The sequence below is a fragment of the Moorena sp. genome (assembly GCF_982860115.1).
In genome coordinates this window covers 1-15,713 of sequence record NZ_CEYLVT010000177.1, presented here as the reverse complement: position 1 = coordinate 15,713, position 15,713 = coordinate 1, and the positions used below count along the sequence as shown (strand labels likewise).

Below are 15,713 nucleotides of genomic sequence, written 5' to 3'. Positions count from 1 at the left end.
TGTAACCTGTAACCTGTAACCTGTAACTTGTAACCTGTAACCTGTAACCTGTAACTTATAACTAACTTGTAACTTGTAACTTATAACCTGTAACTTGTAACCTGTAACCTATAAACTTATTATGTAATAATCACGATTTAAGAGCGTCACCAAAATGTCTGAAATTCAAGAAGCCCAGCCATCACCGGCAGAAATTGAGGAAGTTATTACTGAACTAGAGAAATATCGGGAAAGACTGGTTAATGATGTGATGAAAATGGCCCAGAAGGTTAAATTGCCCAAAAAAGCGGCCATGGAGCATATCAAGAACCACCCGGAAATTGTTAAGATTGACGCTGCTCTGAAAAAGCTCCGCCCCCAGCAATCCTCCTTGCCATCATCCTGAAGCAACTGACTCAAGCAACTTAATCATCCATGGTTACATCGGAAACTCAACCGCCAGCTCCCTCTGAAACTGATCGTTTTCTGGCTGATGTCAATAGCCAACTTGCTGAGGGAAACGTTGATATTACTAATCCACAACAGTTAAAAAAGATGGTTGAATCCCTAGCTGATAGTCGGGGGATGGTCAGACTGGGATTCGTGGAAGCCTTCGGCAAAATTGGTCAGGGAGCTACTCCGTTCTTGCTTGAAGCACTAGCCAATCACCAAAACCCGGTGGTGCGCAGGTCCTGTGGCAAGGCTTTAGCAAAAATCAGGGATCCCCAGGCGGTTCCTACCCTGATCAATGCTTTGTTAAATGATGAGGATACAGTGGTCAAGAGTTCATCGGCTGGAGCCTTAGCCAGAATGGGAGAAGCGGCTGTGCCAAAGTTGATTGAGGTGTTGGAATCAGCAGATTATCCCCAATCTGCAAAAGGTCATGCCTCTTGGGCACTGGCTTTCATTGGGTCAGACGCAGCTGAGCACCTGTATCAGGCAATCAACTCCGAATCAGAAGATGTGCGGATGGCAGTAGTCGGAGCGATCGCTAATTTGGTAGATGAACCAGGTAATGACCAGGCGACAGAAATTCTATTATTATCACTGAAAGATGAATCTGTCAATGTTCGTGCCGAAGCAGCTACATCGGTGAGCCAACTTGACCCCCAGCTAGGGGTTCCCCATTTAATCCCGTTACTGGAAGACCCCAGCCAAGAGGTGAGGCGGAGGGCAATCTTATCCTTAGGGAAGCTTAAGGATGAAACGGCTTTACCCACCTTAACCGCCAAGTTATCCGATGACCGAGAGGAAATTCGCCAACTGGTCAAGGTAGCGATCGCACAAATTCAGAATGGTTGAAGGTTAAAGGTTTAAATTTTAAGGTTAAAGGTTTAAAGTTTAAGGGTTAAAGGTTAAAGGTTGTTCGCGTAGCGTGGCCTTTTGGCCAAGGGTGTTCGCGTAGCGTGGCCTTTTAACCAAGGTTGTTCGCCCTTGGGGTTAGGCTTAGGGTAGCTTAAAAAGCATCAGTGAGAAATAAAACAATCAAAGTTTCGATACTTCATAAGTAATATTTTATAATTCATAATTTCTAAGATAATCGTCAGTTTCAATCACAGAGAATCCTAGAAGTTTACAAATCTTGATAATTTAGGGTGATCAGGGCATTGTATAAATAAATGTGTGAAGGTGTAAAACACTGACACAATCTCGCTCACAGGAGCTATGAGCTCCCAAGATTCCTTAATCAGGAGTCGTAGAGAGGTTATGTTGTTGTTTAAAAGCTTGTAAAGTTTTTTAAACACCCTGAGAAAACCCTGATTAAAAAATTTGTTGCTATCTAGGAGAATCTGTTAATGGCATTCGGACCAGCATCACAGCTAGGTGTCGGCCTATTTGAAGACACAGATCCAATTGAAGTATGGCCAGGTATCTCAAGCGAGGACGCTGAGGCCGTGATTCGGGCGGTCTATCGGCAAGTCTTGGGCAATGCTTATGTCATGGAAAGTGAGCGACTCGCTGTCCCAGAGTCTCAGTTCAAACTAGGTGAACTGAGCGTTCGGGAATTTGTGCGGGCAGTAGCTAAATCGGATGCTTACAGCTCCCGGTTTTTCGACAAAGCCCCCCGTTACCGGGTAATTGAGCTGAATTTCAAACATTTACTTGGTCGGGCTCCCGATGGCTTCGATGAGATGAAGGCTCACAGCATTATCTGGGATGAAGGGGGCTTCGAGGCAGAGATTGATTCCTACCTCGACAGTGACGAGTACCAGGAAGTCTATGGGGAAGACACGGTTCCCTTCTACCGGGGCTACAAAACCCAAACAGGCAAGAAGATGGTTGGGTTTACCCACATGTTCCAACTGTTGCGAGGAGCATCTAGTAGCGACTTCAAAGGGAGCTTGGCTGGCAATACTCCCTGTCTAAATAAGAATGTAATTCAAGAAATTCCTACAGCAGTGATTCCCCCGTCTGGTGGTGTATCTGGCTGGTCTTTCCAAGATACGCCATTGGGTGCCAGAACTCGTCATGGTGCTGGAGCTACTGCTGAAGGTAAGGTGTACCGGATTGAGGTAACTGGCTATAAGTCCCCTGGTGCAGTGAATCGGGTATCCAAATTCCGGCGCAGTAACCAGGTATACCTGGTTCCGTTTGATCAGCTCTCCAAAGAGTACCAGCGGATTCATAAGCAGGGTGGCGTGATTGCAAGCATCACCGTTGTGTAATTAGGATTAAATCGGGATTCAAACGTTTCTAGTCTGGGAAAGTTCGTGTATTTTTGCTTGCTTTGGCAGCAAGCCAAGTAGTTTGCTGCCAAAGAAAGTAGAGGTGCAGTGCAATATTGAAGCGTTACTTGCTTTGTTTTGGCAAGGAAAATCCCCTCTATTTTGAATAAGTTTTTTGCAAGGAGAAATTTAAATGGTCAGTACAGCGCCTACTGCCAAGTTTGGTCTAGATTCAGATTTGATCTTTGAACTATGGCCCACTAGCGGCATTGATGAAGTGCAAGCTGTAATTCGGGCAGTTTATCGTCAAGTTTTGGGCAACCCCCACATTATGGAGAGCGAGCGGCTAGTGAATGCTGAATCGCAATTATGCGATGGCAGCATCACTGTCAGGGAATTTGTCCGGGCTGTTGCCAAATCAGACTTCTATCGCGCTCGGTATTTTGAATCCTGTGCGCCGTACCGATTTATTGAGCTGAATTTTAAGCATTTATTGGGTCGTGCTCCCCTAGATCAGACAGAAATTTCGGAACACATCCGTATCTGTATTGAGCAGGGCTACGATGCTGAAATTGATTCTTACATCAATAGTGACGAGTACCAAAAGAATTTTGGCGATGATACCGTACCCTACTATTGTGGTGCTAGTAGCCAAATCGGTCAAAAGCAAGTGGGTTATAACCGTACCCTCTCCTTGGTAAGGGGTCGTCCAGAAATTGATAGCGCTACAAAAAGCTCTTGCTTGGTAGAAGCAGTTGCCACCAATAGCACCAGCGAAATCGTGCCACTGGCAGGTGGTCGTGCTGCTGCTTATGCTGATGCTACCGAAAAGATGTTCAAAATTGTAGTGCGGGGTGCCATGTACAGCGGTCGTCGCCGTCGTAGTACCACTGAGTACATTGTTCCTGGCAGCAAGATGACACCCCAAATTCAGCGGATTAATCGCACTAGTGGGACAATCGTCAGCATTACAGAAATCTCCTAATGTCTGGGGTTTGGTCTTTTCGGAAGTTTTAAAGGAGAGATAGAAATGGGAAATTTAACTCGGTCAGCTGTTCTAGGCTTGGATGCCTTTGAAGGTGATCCATTGGAATTACGGCCTTTTGCCACTGAAGATGATTTACAAACAGTAATTCGAGCTGTTTACAAGCAGGTTTTGGGCAATGCCCATCTGATGGATAGCGAGCGACTCGCTAATGGGGAATCAATGTTGCGCAATGGGGATATTACTGTCCGTGGCTTTGTGCGCATGGTAGCTCAATCAGCCCTCTATCAATCCCGATTTTTCCAGGGGTCTTCTCCCTATCGGTTCATTGAACTTAATTGCAAGCATTTGCTGGGTCGTGCTCCCCTAGATCAAGCTGAAATCTCTGAGCACGTCAGCCTTTACAATGAACAGGGTTATGGAGCGGAAATCGATTCCTATATCGATAGTGACGAATATCTCCAGAATTTTGGCGAGAATGTCGTTCCCTACCCCCGCAGCATTCGTAGCCAATTGGGAATTAAGAATGTGGGCTTTAATCGGATGTTCTCGTTATTGCGAGGTGCTCCGACCAGTGATAGTGGAAAATCAGCTCAGCTAATTACTTCTGTAGCTGGTAATCTATCTCCAAAAGTTAAGGCTCCAGCAGTTGGAAATGGTGCAGGTTATGGCAATACTGGCAAGCGTTACCAGATTGCTGTTTCCACATGCGCTGGTGTAGCCCGGTTGAATAAGTATAGCAAGCTGAACTATCAGGTTAGCTACGAGCAACTCTCTGAACAAGTGCAGAGTATTCATAAAAGCGGTGGCAAGATTCTCAGTATTACTGAGTTAAATTGATCGAGTAGCCCGGTTATCAGTTACTAAGTCAACAGTTAATGGTAATCAAGAAAAACTGTTAACTGTTAATTGATAACTGATAACTGGGAAATGATACGTGAATAGCTGTGTAAGTCAGCTAAATTTGAGCAAAGAATTTAGGAGGAATTTAAATGTCACTTTGGGTAATGGATGCTGCTCCAGTAGAGTTGCGTGCTGGTGCAACAGAAGATGATGTGCAGACTGTGATTCGGGCAGTTTACAAACAGGTTCTAGGTAACCCCCACTTGCTGGAATCCGATCGCTTAACTACTGCTGAATCGATGCTGCGGAATGGGGACATCAGTGTACGGGGCTTTGTGCGCATAGTGGCTAAATCAGACTTGTATAAGTCCCTGTTTTTTGATTCTGCTTCCCAGTATCGTTTCATCGAGCTCAACTACAAGCATTTTCTAGGTCGTGCTCCCCAGGATCAGGCAGAAATTGCCGAACACGTCCTAATTTATAACACTGCTGGCTACGACGCGGACATTGATTCTTATATCGATAGCGACGAGTATCAGTTTAATTTTGGCGAGTTTATTGTTCCCTATCCTCGTAGTAATAGTACCGAAGTTGGGATTAAGAACGTAGCCTTTAATCGGACGTTTTGTTTGATCCGTGGAGATGCTACCAGTGATAGCAGTAACCAAGCCAAGCTGATTAGTGATTTAGCGGCTAATCTGTCTACGAAGATTACTGCTCCTGTTGGAGCTTCAGGTAATTACGCCAATACGGGCAAGCGCTTTAAGATTACTGTAGCTAAAGCTGGTGTTGGTTCTCGCTTTAAGCGGAGTAATGCTACCTATGAGGTAGGTTACGACCAGCTGTCGGCGAGGATTCAAAATATGCACAAAATGGGCAGCAAAATTGTCAGTATTACTGAAATAGGTTAGGTTGACTGTCCGGATTCAGTAGTTGATATAAGCTAAGTCTCTAGATGTTAGTTTTTGGAAATAGGCTGTGAGCAATAAACAGCTAATTTCTAAAAACTAACACTATTGATTAGTTAGGTACCGATTAACTATTGACAGTGGTATTGAGTTTTTTTGAATTCACAACTAAAGAAATTCAAGGTACTTTACCGATTTCAAGAATTGATTGCAGATGGCACTAGCACTCTGAGTGATTATAGCGATCGCAAAGTTGTACTAGAGGGTAAAATCTGTGTCACCAAAATATAATAAGCAAAAATGAGTATAGGCTTAATGTTCCTACTCAAATTAAGGGTTTTAGGAGTTTTTTCAGTCAATCGGCCTACTGTCAATTAGCCAAGACCATATAAAAAGCTTCACGTTAACCAAAAGTAAGTTAATACTTATAAGAGTGTTTAATCAATATAAGAATTTTGATATTCACAGATAAAGACTCTTTAATTAAAGTTAATTCACTAGAAAGTGAAGAAAGTATTTTTCGTAAGCAAGTTTTTAGATTAGTTGTTTATTAACTGTAATTAACAACATTTAACAACAATGGATTTGGAGGTCTTTTAAATGGTAATTGGTTTTATAAACCCTGTACTAACACGCGCCTCGCAATTAGGGGTGGCAGCATTTCAAGACACAGACCCAGTTGAACTGTGGCCTAGTCATTCTGAAGAAGAAGTGGAAATTGTGATTCGGGCTGTCTATCGGCAAGTGTTGGGTAATACCTATGTCATGGAGAGTGAGCGGCTCACCGTTGCCGAATCTCAACTCAGAAAGGGAGAAATTTCTGTCCGCGAATTTGTGCGCCAAGTGGCTCAATCTGAGCTTTACTACTCCCGATTTTTCGAGAGTTGCTCTCGTAATCGAGCCATTGAGTTGAATTTCAAGCATCTTCTTGGTCGAGCTCCCGAAAGCTATGAGGAAGTTATTGAGCATACGAGGATGCTTGATCAAGGGGGTTATGAGACTGAAATCGATTCTTATATCGATAGCGAAGAATACCAGCTAGCTTTTGGTGAAAACCAGGTTCCCTATTATCGGGGCTACAAAACCCAGATCGGGAAAAGTACAGTGGGATTTACCCATATCTTAAAACTGTTGCGTGGTGCACCTGGTACCGATAAACCCAATGTTTGGCGGGGGAATTGGTCTCGGTTGAATCAGTTCCTGATGACCAATAGTCCCAGTAATATGGAGCCCCTTTCTGGAGCTGGTGATGTCGTAAAACCTACTGATATCAATAAACTCCTGGCTAATGTTCTAGGTCTTAATAAACCCCAAGCAGTAGATCCAACAGAAACACAAACAGCACCTAAGATTCTCACAGAAGCTGAAAAACTTCTGCAAAACACGACTCAAACCTGGCAACGCCAGTATCAAGCCTGGGAAGAAATTGATCCGATTGAGCTGTGGCCAGGTCGCTCGGAAGCAGAAATCGAGACGGTGATTCGAGCAGTCTACCGTCAGGTTTTGGGAAATGCCCATGTTATGGAGAGTGAACGGCTGACTGTCCCGGAATCCCAAATCAAGCGAGGGGAAATCACTGTCCGTGAGTTTGTGCGTCAGGTTGCCAAGTCCGAGTTGTATCGGTCAAGGTTTTTCGATATCTGTCCCCGCTACCGGTCAATCGAGCTGAATTTTAAGCATTTGCTCGGTCGTGCTCCTGATGACTACTCGGAGACCTTCTATCACAGCCAAGTACTGGATCAAGGAGGTTTCGAGGCGGATATTGATTCCTATATCGATAGTAACGAGTACCAAGAGGTTTTTGGGGAGGATACTGTACCCTTTTACCGGGGCTATAAAACCCAAACAGGCAAAAAGCTGCTTGGGTTTACTAACATGTTGGTGCTGATGCCTAGCGTTTCTAGCTCTGATAAAGACAATGTTTCAGGGAATCCGCCAAGGCTGAATAAATCGATTATTTACAATAATCCCCTTGGGCAAGCCCCAGTTACTGATATCCAAGCCTTATTGGATGAAGTACTCAAGCCCAAAATCCAACCGAAGCAAGCTCCCCCAGAAGCTGAGAAAGAACGCTCAGAAGCCTATCAAGCCATTCAACGGCAATGCCAAGAGCAAGAAGAACTGCTGGAAAGCTTGCAGCAACAGCTGGCAGACTTACGACCATTGGCTAGCTTTGGAGCATCACAGTATAGCAAATGGCAGTCTTACAGTTCTTCGAGCAATGGTGGTAATGGTTTCACCAGCATTGCAGCCCAAATCCCCATGGCAGCAGCGACTGTAGAGCCAGACAGTTATGAAGCTCTCCAACAAAAGTCTGAAAAACAGGCCCAGGAAATTGCCACCTTACAAGACAAGATTGCTGATCAGCGGCGTTTAGCTATGATTGCAGAAACCCAGTTGAATAAGTGGCGGCCTCGTAGTTATTAGAGTACTTATTAGAGCTGGGATTAGCTCTATGGCCAGTTGCCATAGAAATGTGTAGGTTGTTGAGGGTTAACTGTTGAGAGTTTACTGACAACGGTCAACCCTCAACAACTATCTGGGAAATACAAGCTTTGAACAAAAGCTTCTAAATAAAGCTTTTAACGAGGTACTTTTAACAGTAAAATATATAGACTTTAAATAGGCGATCCGGAGGAAAAGCCAATGGCCAAGAAAAGCCGTAAAACTGCTAGCCAGTATTCAGAAGGTAAGTCCAAGGTGGGGATATCCCTGACCCCTACAGGCATTGGCTTGTTGACTCAGATGGCTCAGGATACTGGATTGTCCCGCTCGGAACTAATTGAGCGTATCGCCAGAGGTAATATTGCGATCGCATGCCAGCAGGCAAGTATGACTATCGCCCTGGAAAATCCACCGGAGGCAAAGGAAACATCCGCCAACAATGGAGCCACAAAATCTCCAACAAAGATTCAAGTCATAGAGGGTCAGCAACCGCTACAAATACAAACTGATGTGTCTGAGCCTGGTGGTTCTGGTGTATCCCAAGAAGATTACCAGTCTTTACAAGACCAGGCTCAACAGCAAGCTACTTTGATTGAAGACTTACAGAAGAAGTTAGCTCAACAAAAATCTGAAACTGCTGAACAGACAGAAAGTTATCAATCTTTACAACAGCAGGCTAAAGAGCAATCTAATCTGGTCAAAAAGTTACAGAAGCAGCTAGCTGACCAAAAATCTGAAACTGCTGAACAGACCGAAAGCTATCAGTCTTTACAACAGCAGGCTAAAGAGCAAGCTAATCTGGTCAAAAAGTTACAGAAGCAGTTAGCTGACCAAAAATCTGAAACTGCTGAACAGACCGAAAGTTATCAGTCTTTGCAACAGCAGGCTAAAGAGCAAGCTACTCTGGTTAAGAAATTACAGAAGGAGCTAGCTGACCAAAAATCTGAAACTGCTGAACAGACCGAAAGCTATCAGTCTTTGCAACAGCAGGCTAAAGAGCAAGCTACTCTGGTTAAGAAATTACAGAAGGAGTTAGCAGAGCAAAAATCTCAGACTGCTGAACAGACAGAAAGTTATCAGTCTTTACAACAGCAGGCTCAAGAAAAATCTAATCTGGTCAAAGAGTTACAGAAGCAGCTAGCAGAGCAACAATCTCAGGCGACGCAACAAGTAGAAAGTAATCAGGTTCTACAACAGCAAACTCAAGACCAAGAGAAGCGTATTGCTGAGTTAGAGCATCAGTTGTCTGAGCAACAAGCTCCCGCTAATCAACCTACCGAGAGTTATGAGTCTTTGACACAGCATAATCAAGAGCAAGAGGATCGTATTGCCACTTTACAAAAACAAATTGCTGAGTTAAAGCGTTGGGCAAACATTGGCAAAGCAGAGTTCAACAAAAGGCGTAGCCGGAGATTGTTTTAGCTAGTGCCCGAAGTCATCAATAATTTAATAATGATGTCAAGTCCCCTGGCTTCCTTTGTTGATAGTTTTGGGGATAATTTTTGGTTTGAATAACAACAAATAATAATATGATTATTATGGTATTATTCCCGAGACCCTTTCCTGGTTGAAGCAAAGTTGATAATCTGTTCCAAGCGTGATATCGAACTAGCCGCTGATTCTCGGATATAGGGGTCGGCTTCCTGATTCTCAGCCATAACAGATAGCACTTCCATAGCTCTCTCATCCCCCAAGGAACCTAGAGCCTGTAGCACAGTAACTTGAAGTGCAATATCGTCGATGTCCAAAGCAGCTACTAGGGCTTCAAAAGCGGGTGGACCAATGGTTCCCAGTGCGCCAACTGTCGATATTTTGACAACAGGATCTGGGTCTTTGAGGGCTGTTTGTAGACTCTGCAACCCCACAGTTGGAAAAGTTTCTTCTGAGTAATTAAGAGCGATCGCAGCCAGCGCCTTAGCACAGCTAGCCCGTACGGTGTTATTTTCACTAGTTGTTAAGGTTTCTGCCAATATCGGTACAGAATCAAGACCAATCACACCTAGAGTTTGTACTGCTGCTCGCCGATAAACTACATCCTCATCACCCAAAATTGCCATCAACTCAGGAATAGTATTCTCGGTGCGCTCTGCTGCAATCTGCCGCATGGCTCTTTCTCTGAGTCTAGGATTTTTATTTTTTAATTGTTGATATAACTCTTCTGTAGACATTAGTAGATATTCGTAAATATCAGTCAAAAAATATGAGTAGACATTCTTGAGCGAGGAGTCATACCAAGTTGCGGTCAAACGTACAACTTTCTCTTCCGCCGATCTCCCCATCTCCCCATCTTCCCCTCCTGGGAGGGGTTAGGGGTGGGTTACCATCTCCCCACCTCCCTATCTCCCTATCCAAGCCATCTACTCTCTTTGAATGCCACTTGGTATCAGGAGCTTCAAGCACAACAACTAAGGGGTTCTTAGGAAAGTGCTGAACCTGAAACAGGCACAGCACTTTCCTAAGATACCCCTTTAGTCCAAAGTACTAGAGGCAGCTAATCACTGTTAATCACTACAAACAGTGGATAGCAATAATCCTATGACATGGAGTTGATTACATAGTCAAGATAAATGCGGTATTCAACCAAGGCTTGGGGAGACATGTCACGAGGAGCGCAGCCACGATCCCGGAGGAATGTCAAACCAGTAACATAGGTAGCGGCATCAATACCTAAAGCTTTGTAGACTTCACGAGCGCCAGCAATACCCCACTCATCCAGAGGACCAGTACCACCGACTACTAGGCAATAGTTGATCAAACGCAGATAGTGAACGATGTCACGCTTGCACTTTTCTTTCTGAGTACCTGCATCGATGTCCCGACCACTACCGTTAGGGAACTTTTTGTAGATAGCATCAATAGCTTCTTGAGCTACTTTGTCGTAGTTACCTGCTAATTTATCAGCAGCTTCCATACGAGCAGCAGAACGTTGCAAGCTACCTTGAACTGATTCTAGGTCAGAAGCGCTAGGAAACCGACCTGCTAGGTCAGCGGAAGCAACAACAGTGGTTAACACTGATTTCATAATTAAGATATCTCCTGTCTTAAATTGATTTCGGCAAAAGGTCAGTGTAATTCAAATTATCCTGAGCAGGTACACTAGCTAATAGCACTGCCAACTGCATCGAAGTAGCTACCAACTTCTGCAGCCAAAGAAGCACAATCACCGCTAGTAACAGACTCTTTGCGTTGAGATGCAGTGTTGTTAACAAAAGCCACAGCAGCAGCCTTCATGATGGCAACAGCCCGGGTTGTATTACCAGTGGGGACGCCCAAAGCAGCGTAGGTTTCCTTAAGACCATTCAAGCAGCGGTCAGTCAGTACAGAACTATCTCCGCTGAGAACGGCGTAGCACACATAACGCAAAACGATTTCGCCATCACGTAGACAAGCAGCCATCTTGCGGTTGGTGTAAACACCGCCACCGGGAGCAACTAAACCAGGGCTTTCGCAAACGATACCAGCAACCGCATCAGTAACGATACAGCTAGCATTGCTGGAGATAAAATTCACAGCATCAAGCCGCTTGTTGCCATCAGCAATAAATCCCTTTAGAGCATCTAAATCACCACCACCAACAAATCCACCTTTGGAATCGGCAGCAACTACGGCTTTTGAAAAAGCGTCTAGCATTAAAATCTCCTTATCAATAACAAGGACTTAATTAAAATTATTGGTCTTGTCGTTCATGAATTGACTAACCAATTTAGACGATAAAAGCTATTTGACACTCTAGTCCCATTTATGAGAAACAAAGCAACAAAACATTACAAAAATTTCCTTCTATCGGTCTAATTGTATACTTTTGTATCAATTATAATGAACCTGTTTGGTTAAGTGCTAAAAAGTATCGTCAATATCAGGGTCAATACCTGCTGCTCGTAGCTGCTCAGCCAGCCGAGCCGCTCTTGCTAAAGCAGCTTGAGTTCGTTGGCGCTCCTGCTCAACTATAGACTCTGCTTCTTCAGCACGTTGTCGCTCTTGTTCAGCTCTTTCCCTTTCTAGAACAGCTCGTTCATCACCAATGAGCAACAGATTTCCTTCCTCATCCCACCACCTTAGCCACAGTTGAGTTTGATTCTGATAACTTCCTTGCCATAAGCCTAGTTCTACACCCAACGGTGAAATATAATAATGCCCTCGTTCATTAGGGGTTAATTTCTGATAAAACCCACTGATCAAGGTATAGACTTCAAGAGAGCCGTTGTTTATTTGATAAATACCATAGTAGGGAATTCGGATAATTTGCTCATACACCCAAAACTTCCCTGGCTTAGTTACTTCTCCTTGAGTCGAGAGGGATAACGGGGTTTTGTCCCGTTCTTCATCCCCATTGCCACTGGCAAATTCTAAAGCAATTAATGGTGCTATATGTTCCCGCCACACCACATAGGAGCGACGAATTTTACCATCTAGCTGAGGAGGGACATTGGGAACATAGAACCAATCAGGTGCTTCGGCTCCTTTTTCAGGTGGGTCAGTTTCTCGCCAGTATATACCACAGTCTTGCCCAATAGCATATTCTCCATCAGGATGTCGCTGTTGTAATATCTCTCCAATCGAATCCGTTAGAATTATGCTTTGGGGATGCTCTTGAAAGTTTTTCACAAATGTACCATCTGACTCCGGTAGCTGGGTGTGGTCAGGGAAAGGGGGAGGTAATTTGACTCGAGGTACTGTCTCAGTCATGATCTGGCCTAGACTATGGCGGTGATAATCTCTATATTATCCTGGCTGCAAAGCGTGTGATAGGCGATCCCAATTACCAATTACCACAGCATGATTAGTCCTTAGCACACTAAAGACGCTCTTCAACGGTTACTAATGACTCATCCTAATGGCTAATGACTAGTAACCGCTTTAGTAACTGCTTTCTCCCGAATCAACCAATCTGAATCATTAGCTGCCAGATCTTGACCACTGGTATCCCCAAATTGCTCTAATGCGATTAAACTGGCATATTTCAAGTCAAAAATCTTGGTATTGAGGTTGTCTTTGAGTAAGGGAATTGCCCGTTCATCCCCTAAATTCCCCAAGGCAATAGCAGCAGCAGCACGGGATTTCTGAAACTGCGGTGCTTTATTGTGTAGGGCTTCCACTATCAAATCGTAGGCATCGGTGTATTTCAGCCAGCCTAAAAGTTTGACAACATGGTAGTGAGCACCATAATCGTTATGGGCTTTGTCAGCATAGGTAGCAAGTAGGGCGTCAGCAACAGCATCTTGGGATAACTTGAGCAGGGTTTTACTGGCTAGATAACACCGCCCAAAATCCGTATGGTATAGCTCGTTAATCAAGAAGTCCAAAGTGGGCATTTGGTCATATTCATGAACCAGCTCTAGGTGATCAGGATGATCACGAATCACTTGGTCGAGTGATGGTTCGATCTCCTCAAAGGTGATATCACCGGCTGGTAACCCAGCTTCTGCCAACAGGCGAATTCCTCGTATTCGGAAGACCATGGAAATGGGACAGGTGGCAATTTTCGGAATTGCTTGGTAGTATCGGGCATCAATCAGGTCTTGAATACAGGCTCGTCGGGCATTGACACTAGAGTGTTGTAGGAATGCCATAACTTTGTGCATCTCGGCGGTATCCCCTGTGAACCGACAAACCGTTGCGATCGCAGCACTGGCTATGGGTTCATTATCGGATTTAGTAAATGTCTTAATCCTCTCCAGGGCTGGTTTATAGTCTAGTGCGGCCAGAGTTTGGATAATCACACGATAAGTCTGACCTGGTTTTTCCAGTAGCTGGGCTATTTCTTCGAGAATTTCGGGATCTTGAGTGCCAATTTCCCCAATTGCCCAGACAGCATTTTCCACCGTGTAACAATCCTCATCCCCCAGACATGAGCGAATAATGGGTATGGCTACAGAGGCTTTCAGACGACCTAAACTTTCTACTGCCTTGCGTCGAGCGATACGATGGTACATTTCTGAGTTTTGGTCTTGCACCGTTTCCATCAGGGCATTGATTGACCGCTCGCTGGGAAAGTTAATTAAATGGGATGCAGCCACATAGCGATCAGATTGGTCTTCCAGCTGGTCTAAGGGGGTCTTTAAAAGTGCGATCGCTTGATCTTCGGTCAAATTAAATATATTGGCAAAACGTTTATCCATCAGTGATTTACTCGTGATTTAGTTGTGATTTAGCAATTAACAATAGGACTTACGAAGTTTAGTTGGTTTTCCCCTTTAACTTCCCAAAACAATTAGGGGACTCTTCGACGGTACTCAACCAATTCAGGCAAAGCAACGTACTAAGAGTCCCCAGCTGCTGATCGAAATGTTAGTCAATCAGCGACGGATTTTCACCGTGATATCCTTAGGACAAGGAGTTGATTACATAGTCGAGGTAAGTTTTGTACTCAACCAAAGCTTGAGCAGACATGTCACGAGGAGCACAACCGCGATCGCGAGTGAACTCAAGAGCTGCTACATAAGGAGCGGTAGGTAGGTTCAAAGAACGGTAAACTTCACGCTGACCAGCAATACCCCACTCATCTAGAGGACCAGTACCGCCAACAACTAAGCAGTAGTTGATCAAGCGTAGGTAGTGACCAAGATCGCGGTAGCACTTGTCAATCTTGATTTGAGAATCACCAGCTTCACCAGCTTCTTTCAGGTAAGGATACTTCTTAAAGCAAGCATCACCAGCTTCTTTGGTTACTTTATCAATGCCAGCTGCTAGCTTTTCAGCAGCTTCCATACGAGCAGCAGCCCGTTGTAGGCTACCTTGAACGGACTCAAGGTCAGAGCTGCTAGGAAAACGACCTGCAGCATCGGCAGCAGTAACAACTGTGCTTATAACTGATTTCATTTTTATATATCTCCTGAATGGGTTTTGACAAAGGTTAGACTTAGCTTTTGGCTTCCCCAGCTCACTTTGGCAGGAGCTTGGTTATCTTAGGCAAAAGGGAAAGACTAGCTGATAGCAGCAACTACTGCATCGAAGTAACCAGCAGTTTCAGAAGCTAAGGAGGAACAATCCCCAGAAGTTACTTCAAACTTGCGCTGGCTAGCGGTATTGTTAACGAAAGCAACTGCAGCAGCTTTCATGATTCCAACAGCACGAGCTGTGGAGGTAGTGGGTACACCCAGAGCGCTGTAGGTTTCCTTCAGACCATTCAGGCAGCGGTCGCTTAGTACAGAAGCATCACCAGCCAAGATGGCATAGGTCACGTAGCGGAGGATGATTTCACCATCACGCAAGCAAGCAGCCATGCGGCGGTTGGGGTAGCAGTTACCACCAGCTTGAATCAAACCAGTGTTTTCGCAGATCATGCCGGAAACAGCGTCGGAAACGATGCAGCTGGCTTCGCTGGCGAGAATGTTTACAATATCAAGGCGCTTATTACCATCAGCAATAAAGCCTTTTAGAGCACCCAGGTCTTCAGCACCGAGACATGCGGTTTTGCTATCTGCTGTAACTACAGCTCTGGAAAAAGCGTCAAGCATTGAGATCTCCTTAAAATTAAAGGTACTTAACTAGTTTGCTATCTTGCTTGTCATTTATCAAATTTGACCAGCTCAATATGAACATTAGAGGATAATCGGAACCGCCGTCTCATTTATTAACAACAAAGTAATAATTTGTAATATTCGTTACAAGGTCACCAGTCAATCACACAGGAGTCGGTTAACGGACTCAGCAGCTATATACAAAACTTAATAATTGCATGTACCTAGCTATGATACTTAACTATCCATTAATAAATTCCATGGTTATGACAGCAGGGGAGCAAGGAAGCAGGGGAGCAGGGGAAGAAAAATTTTGTCTGGATATCGTCAGTGTCGGCAATTATCTGGATTTGATATCAGAACTGTCAGTAGACCTATAGCAAAGAAAGGGATAATTAGGACATAATAGAGGGTGTAGCAAGGAGGA

At 44.4% G+C, this 15,713-nt stretch carries 16 protein-coding genes; 9 read left to right on the top strand and 7 right to left on the bottom strand.

Translation table 11 applies throughout. The features are described from left to right. The first annotated feature begins 154 nt into the window (after positions 1-154). The 9 genes from AC4II3_RS24145 (at position 155) to AC4II3_RS24105 (ending at position 9,248) form a co-directional block, all read left to right on the top strand. Positions 155-385: a DUF8630 family protein gene (locus tag AC4II3_RS24145; RefSeq protein WP_488012008.1), complete on the top strand. Its 231-nt coding sequence runs from the start codon at positions 155-157 to the stop codon at positions 383-385. 29 nt (positions 386-414) lie between these two features. Continuing rightward, positions 415-1,281: a HEAT repeat domain-containing protein gene (locus AC4II3_RS24140; RefSeq protein ID WP_488012010.1), complete on the top strand. Its 867-nt coding sequence runs from the start codon at positions 415-417 to the stop codon at positions 1,279-1,281. Positions 1,282-1,775: 494 nt separating this feature from the next. Next, complete coding sequence (locus AC4II3_RS24135) at positions 1,776-2,645, top strand: phycobilisome rod-core linker polypeptide (protein ID WP_488012011.1); 870 nt, start codon at positions 1,776-1,778, stop codon at positions 2,643-2,645. Between the two features lie 193 nt (positions 2,646-2,838). After that, positions 2,839-3,630, top strand: a complete 792-nt coding sequence (locus AC4II3_RS24130) for a phycobilisome rod-core linker polypeptide (protein WP_488012013.1) — start codon at positions 2,839-2,841, stop codon at positions 3,628-3,630. Positions 3,631-3,675: 45 nt separating this feature from the next. Beyond that, a complete protein-coding gene (locus AC4II3_RS24125; protein WP_488012015.1) occupies positions 3,676-4,470 on the top strand; it encodes a phycobilisome rod-core linker polypeptide in 795 nt (264 codons plus the stop codon). A 152-nt stretch (positions 4,471-4,622) separates the two neighbouring features. Next, positions 4,623-5,384 carry a phycobilisome rod-core linker polypeptide gene (locus AC4II3_RS24120; RefSeq protein ID WP_488012017.1) on the top strand — a complete coding sequence of 254 codons (762 nt, stop codon included), beginning with the start codon at positions 4,623-4,625 and terminating at the stop codon, positions 5,382-5,384. A gap of 153 nt (positions 5,385-5,537) precedes the next feature. After that, positions 5,538-5,672, top strand: a complete 135-nt coding sequence (locus tag AC4II3_RS24115) for a hypothetical protein (RefSeq protein ID WP_293086336.1) — start codon at positions 5,538-5,540, stop codon at positions 5,670-5,672. 360 nt (positions 5,673-6,032) lie between these two features. Beyond that, a complete protein-coding gene (locus tag AC4II3_RS24110; protein ID WP_488012019.1) occupies positions 6,033-7,808 on the top strand; it encodes a phycobilisome rod-core linker polypeptide in 1,776 nt (591 codons plus the stop codon). A gap of 219 nt (positions 7,809-8,027) precedes the next feature. Beyond that, complete coding sequence (locus tag AC4II3_RS24105; RefSeq protein WP_488012021.1) at positions 8,028-9,248, top strand: hypothetical protein; 1,221 nt, start codon at positions 8,028-8,030, stop codon at positions 9,246-9,248. 122 nt (positions 9,249-9,370) lie between these two features. Here AC4II3_RS24105 and AC4II3_RS24100 read toward each other — a convergent pair whose 3' ends face one another. The 7 genes from AC4II3_RS24100 to cpeB (AC4II3_RS24070) form a co-directional block, all read right to left on the bottom strand. Then, the gene (locus AC4II3_RS24100; protein WP_488012023.1) at positions 9,371-10,105 is read right to left on the bottom strand and encodes a HEAT repeat domain-containing protein; all 735 of its coding nucleotides are present in this window, start codon (positions 10,103-10,105) and stop codon (positions 9,371-9,373) included. A 254-nt stretch (positions 10,106-10,359) separates the two neighbouring features. Then, complete coding sequence (gene cpeA / locus AC4II3_RS24095) at positions 10,360-10,848, bottom strand: C-phycoerythrin subunit alpha (protein WP_488012025.1); 489 nt, start codon at positions 10,846-10,848, stop codon at positions 10,360-10,362. Between the two features lie 74 nt (positions 10,849-10,922). Further along, positions 10,923-11,456: a phycoerythrin subunit beta gene (gene cpeB, locus AC4II3_RS24090; protein ID WP_488012027.1), complete on the bottom strand. Its 534-nt coding sequence runs from the start codon at positions 11,454-11,456 to the stop codon at positions 10,923-10,925. Positions 11,457-11,663: 207 nt separating this feature from the next. Beyond that, positions 11,664-12,512 (bottom strand): Uma2 family endonuclease, encoded by an 849-nt coding sequence (locus tag AC4II3_RS24085; RefSeq protein ID WP_488012029.1) that lies wholly within the window; start codon positions 12,510-12,512, stop codon positions 11,664-11,666. Between the two features lie 152 nt (positions 12,513-12,664). After that, positions 12,665-13,945, bottom strand: a complete 1,281-nt coding sequence (cpeY, locus tag AC4II3_RS24080) for a C-phycoerythrin alpha-cysteine-82 phycoerythrobilin lyase CpeY (RefSeq protein WP_488012031.1) — start codon at positions 13,943-13,945, stop codon at positions 12,665-12,667. Between the two features lie 205 nt (positions 13,946-14,150). Further along, positions 14,151-14,645: a C-phycoerythrin subunit alpha gene (gene cpeA, locus AC4II3_RS24075; protein WP_488012033.1), complete on the bottom strand. Its 495-nt coding sequence runs from the start codon at positions 14,643-14,645 to the stop codon at positions 14,151-14,153. A 104-nt stretch (positions 14,646-14,749) separates the two neighbouring features. After that, on the bottom strand, positions 14,750-15,283 hold the full coding sequence (cpeB, locus tag AC4II3_RS24070) for a phycoerythrin subunit beta (protein WP_488012035.1): 534 nt from the start codon (positions 15,281-15,283) through the stop codon (positions 14,750-14,752). Positions 15,284-15,713: the final 430 nt, after the last annotated feature.

Excerpts from the sequence above, each read along its gene's own strand:
- AC4II3_RS24135 (WP_488012011.1), top strand. The coding sequence starts at position 1,776 with ATGGCATTCGGACCAGCATCACAGCTAGGTGTCGGCCTATTTGAAGAC.
- AC4II3_RS24105 (WP_488012021.1), top strand. The coding sequence starts at position 8,028 with ATGGCCAAGAAAAGCCGTAAAACTGCTAGCCAGTATTCAGAAGGTAAG.
- AC4II3_RS24145 (WP_488012008.1), top strand. The coding sequence starts at position 155 with ATGTCTGAAATTCAAGAAGCCCAGCCATCACCGGCAGAAATTGAGGAA.
- cpeB (WP_488012035.1), bottom strand. The coding sequence starts at position 15,283 with ATGCTTGACGCTTTTTCCAGAGCTGTAGTTACAGCAGATAGCAAAACC.
- AC4II3_RS24100 (WP_488012023.1), bottom strand. The coding sequence starts at position 10,105 with ATGGGGAGATCGGCGGAAGAGAAAGTTGTACGTTTGACCGCAACTTGG.
- cpeY (WP_488012031.1), bottom strand. The coding sequence starts at position 13,945 with ATGGATAAACGTTTTGCCAATATATTTAATTTGACCGAAGATCAAGCG.
- AC4II3_RS24120 (WP_488012017.1), top strand. The coding sequence starts at position 4,623 with ATGTCACTTTGGGTAATGGATGCTGCTCCAGTAGAGTTGCGTGCTGGT.
- cpeA (WP_488012033.1), bottom strand. The coding sequence starts at position 14,645 with ATGAAATCAGTTATAAGCACAGTTGTTACTGCTGCCGATGCTGCAGGT.
- AC4II3_RS24130 (WP_488012013.1), top strand. The coding sequence starts at position 2,839 with ATGGTCAGTACAGCGCCTACTGCCAAGTTTGGTCTAGATTCAGATTTG.
- AC4II3_RS24140 (WP_488012010.1), top strand. The coding sequence starts at position 415 with ATGGTTACATCGGAAACTCAACCGCCAGCTCCCTCTGAAACTGATCGT.
- AC4II3_RS24125 (WP_488012015.1), top strand. The coding sequence starts at position 3,676 with ATGGGAAATTTAACTCGGTCAGCTGTTCTAGGCTTGGATGCCTTTGAA.
- cpeB (WP_488012027.1), bottom strand. The coding sequence starts at position 11,456 with ATGCTAGACGCTTTTTCAAAAGCCGTAGTTGCTGCCGATTCCAAAGGT.
- cpeA (WP_488012025.1), bottom strand. The coding sequence starts at position 10,848 with ATGAAATCAGTGTTAACCACTGTTGTTGCTTCCGCTGACCTAGCAGGT.
- AC4II3_RS24085 (WP_488012029.1), bottom strand. The coding sequence starts at position 12,512 with ATGACTGAGACAGTACCTCGAGTCAAATTACCTCCCCCTTTCCCTGAC.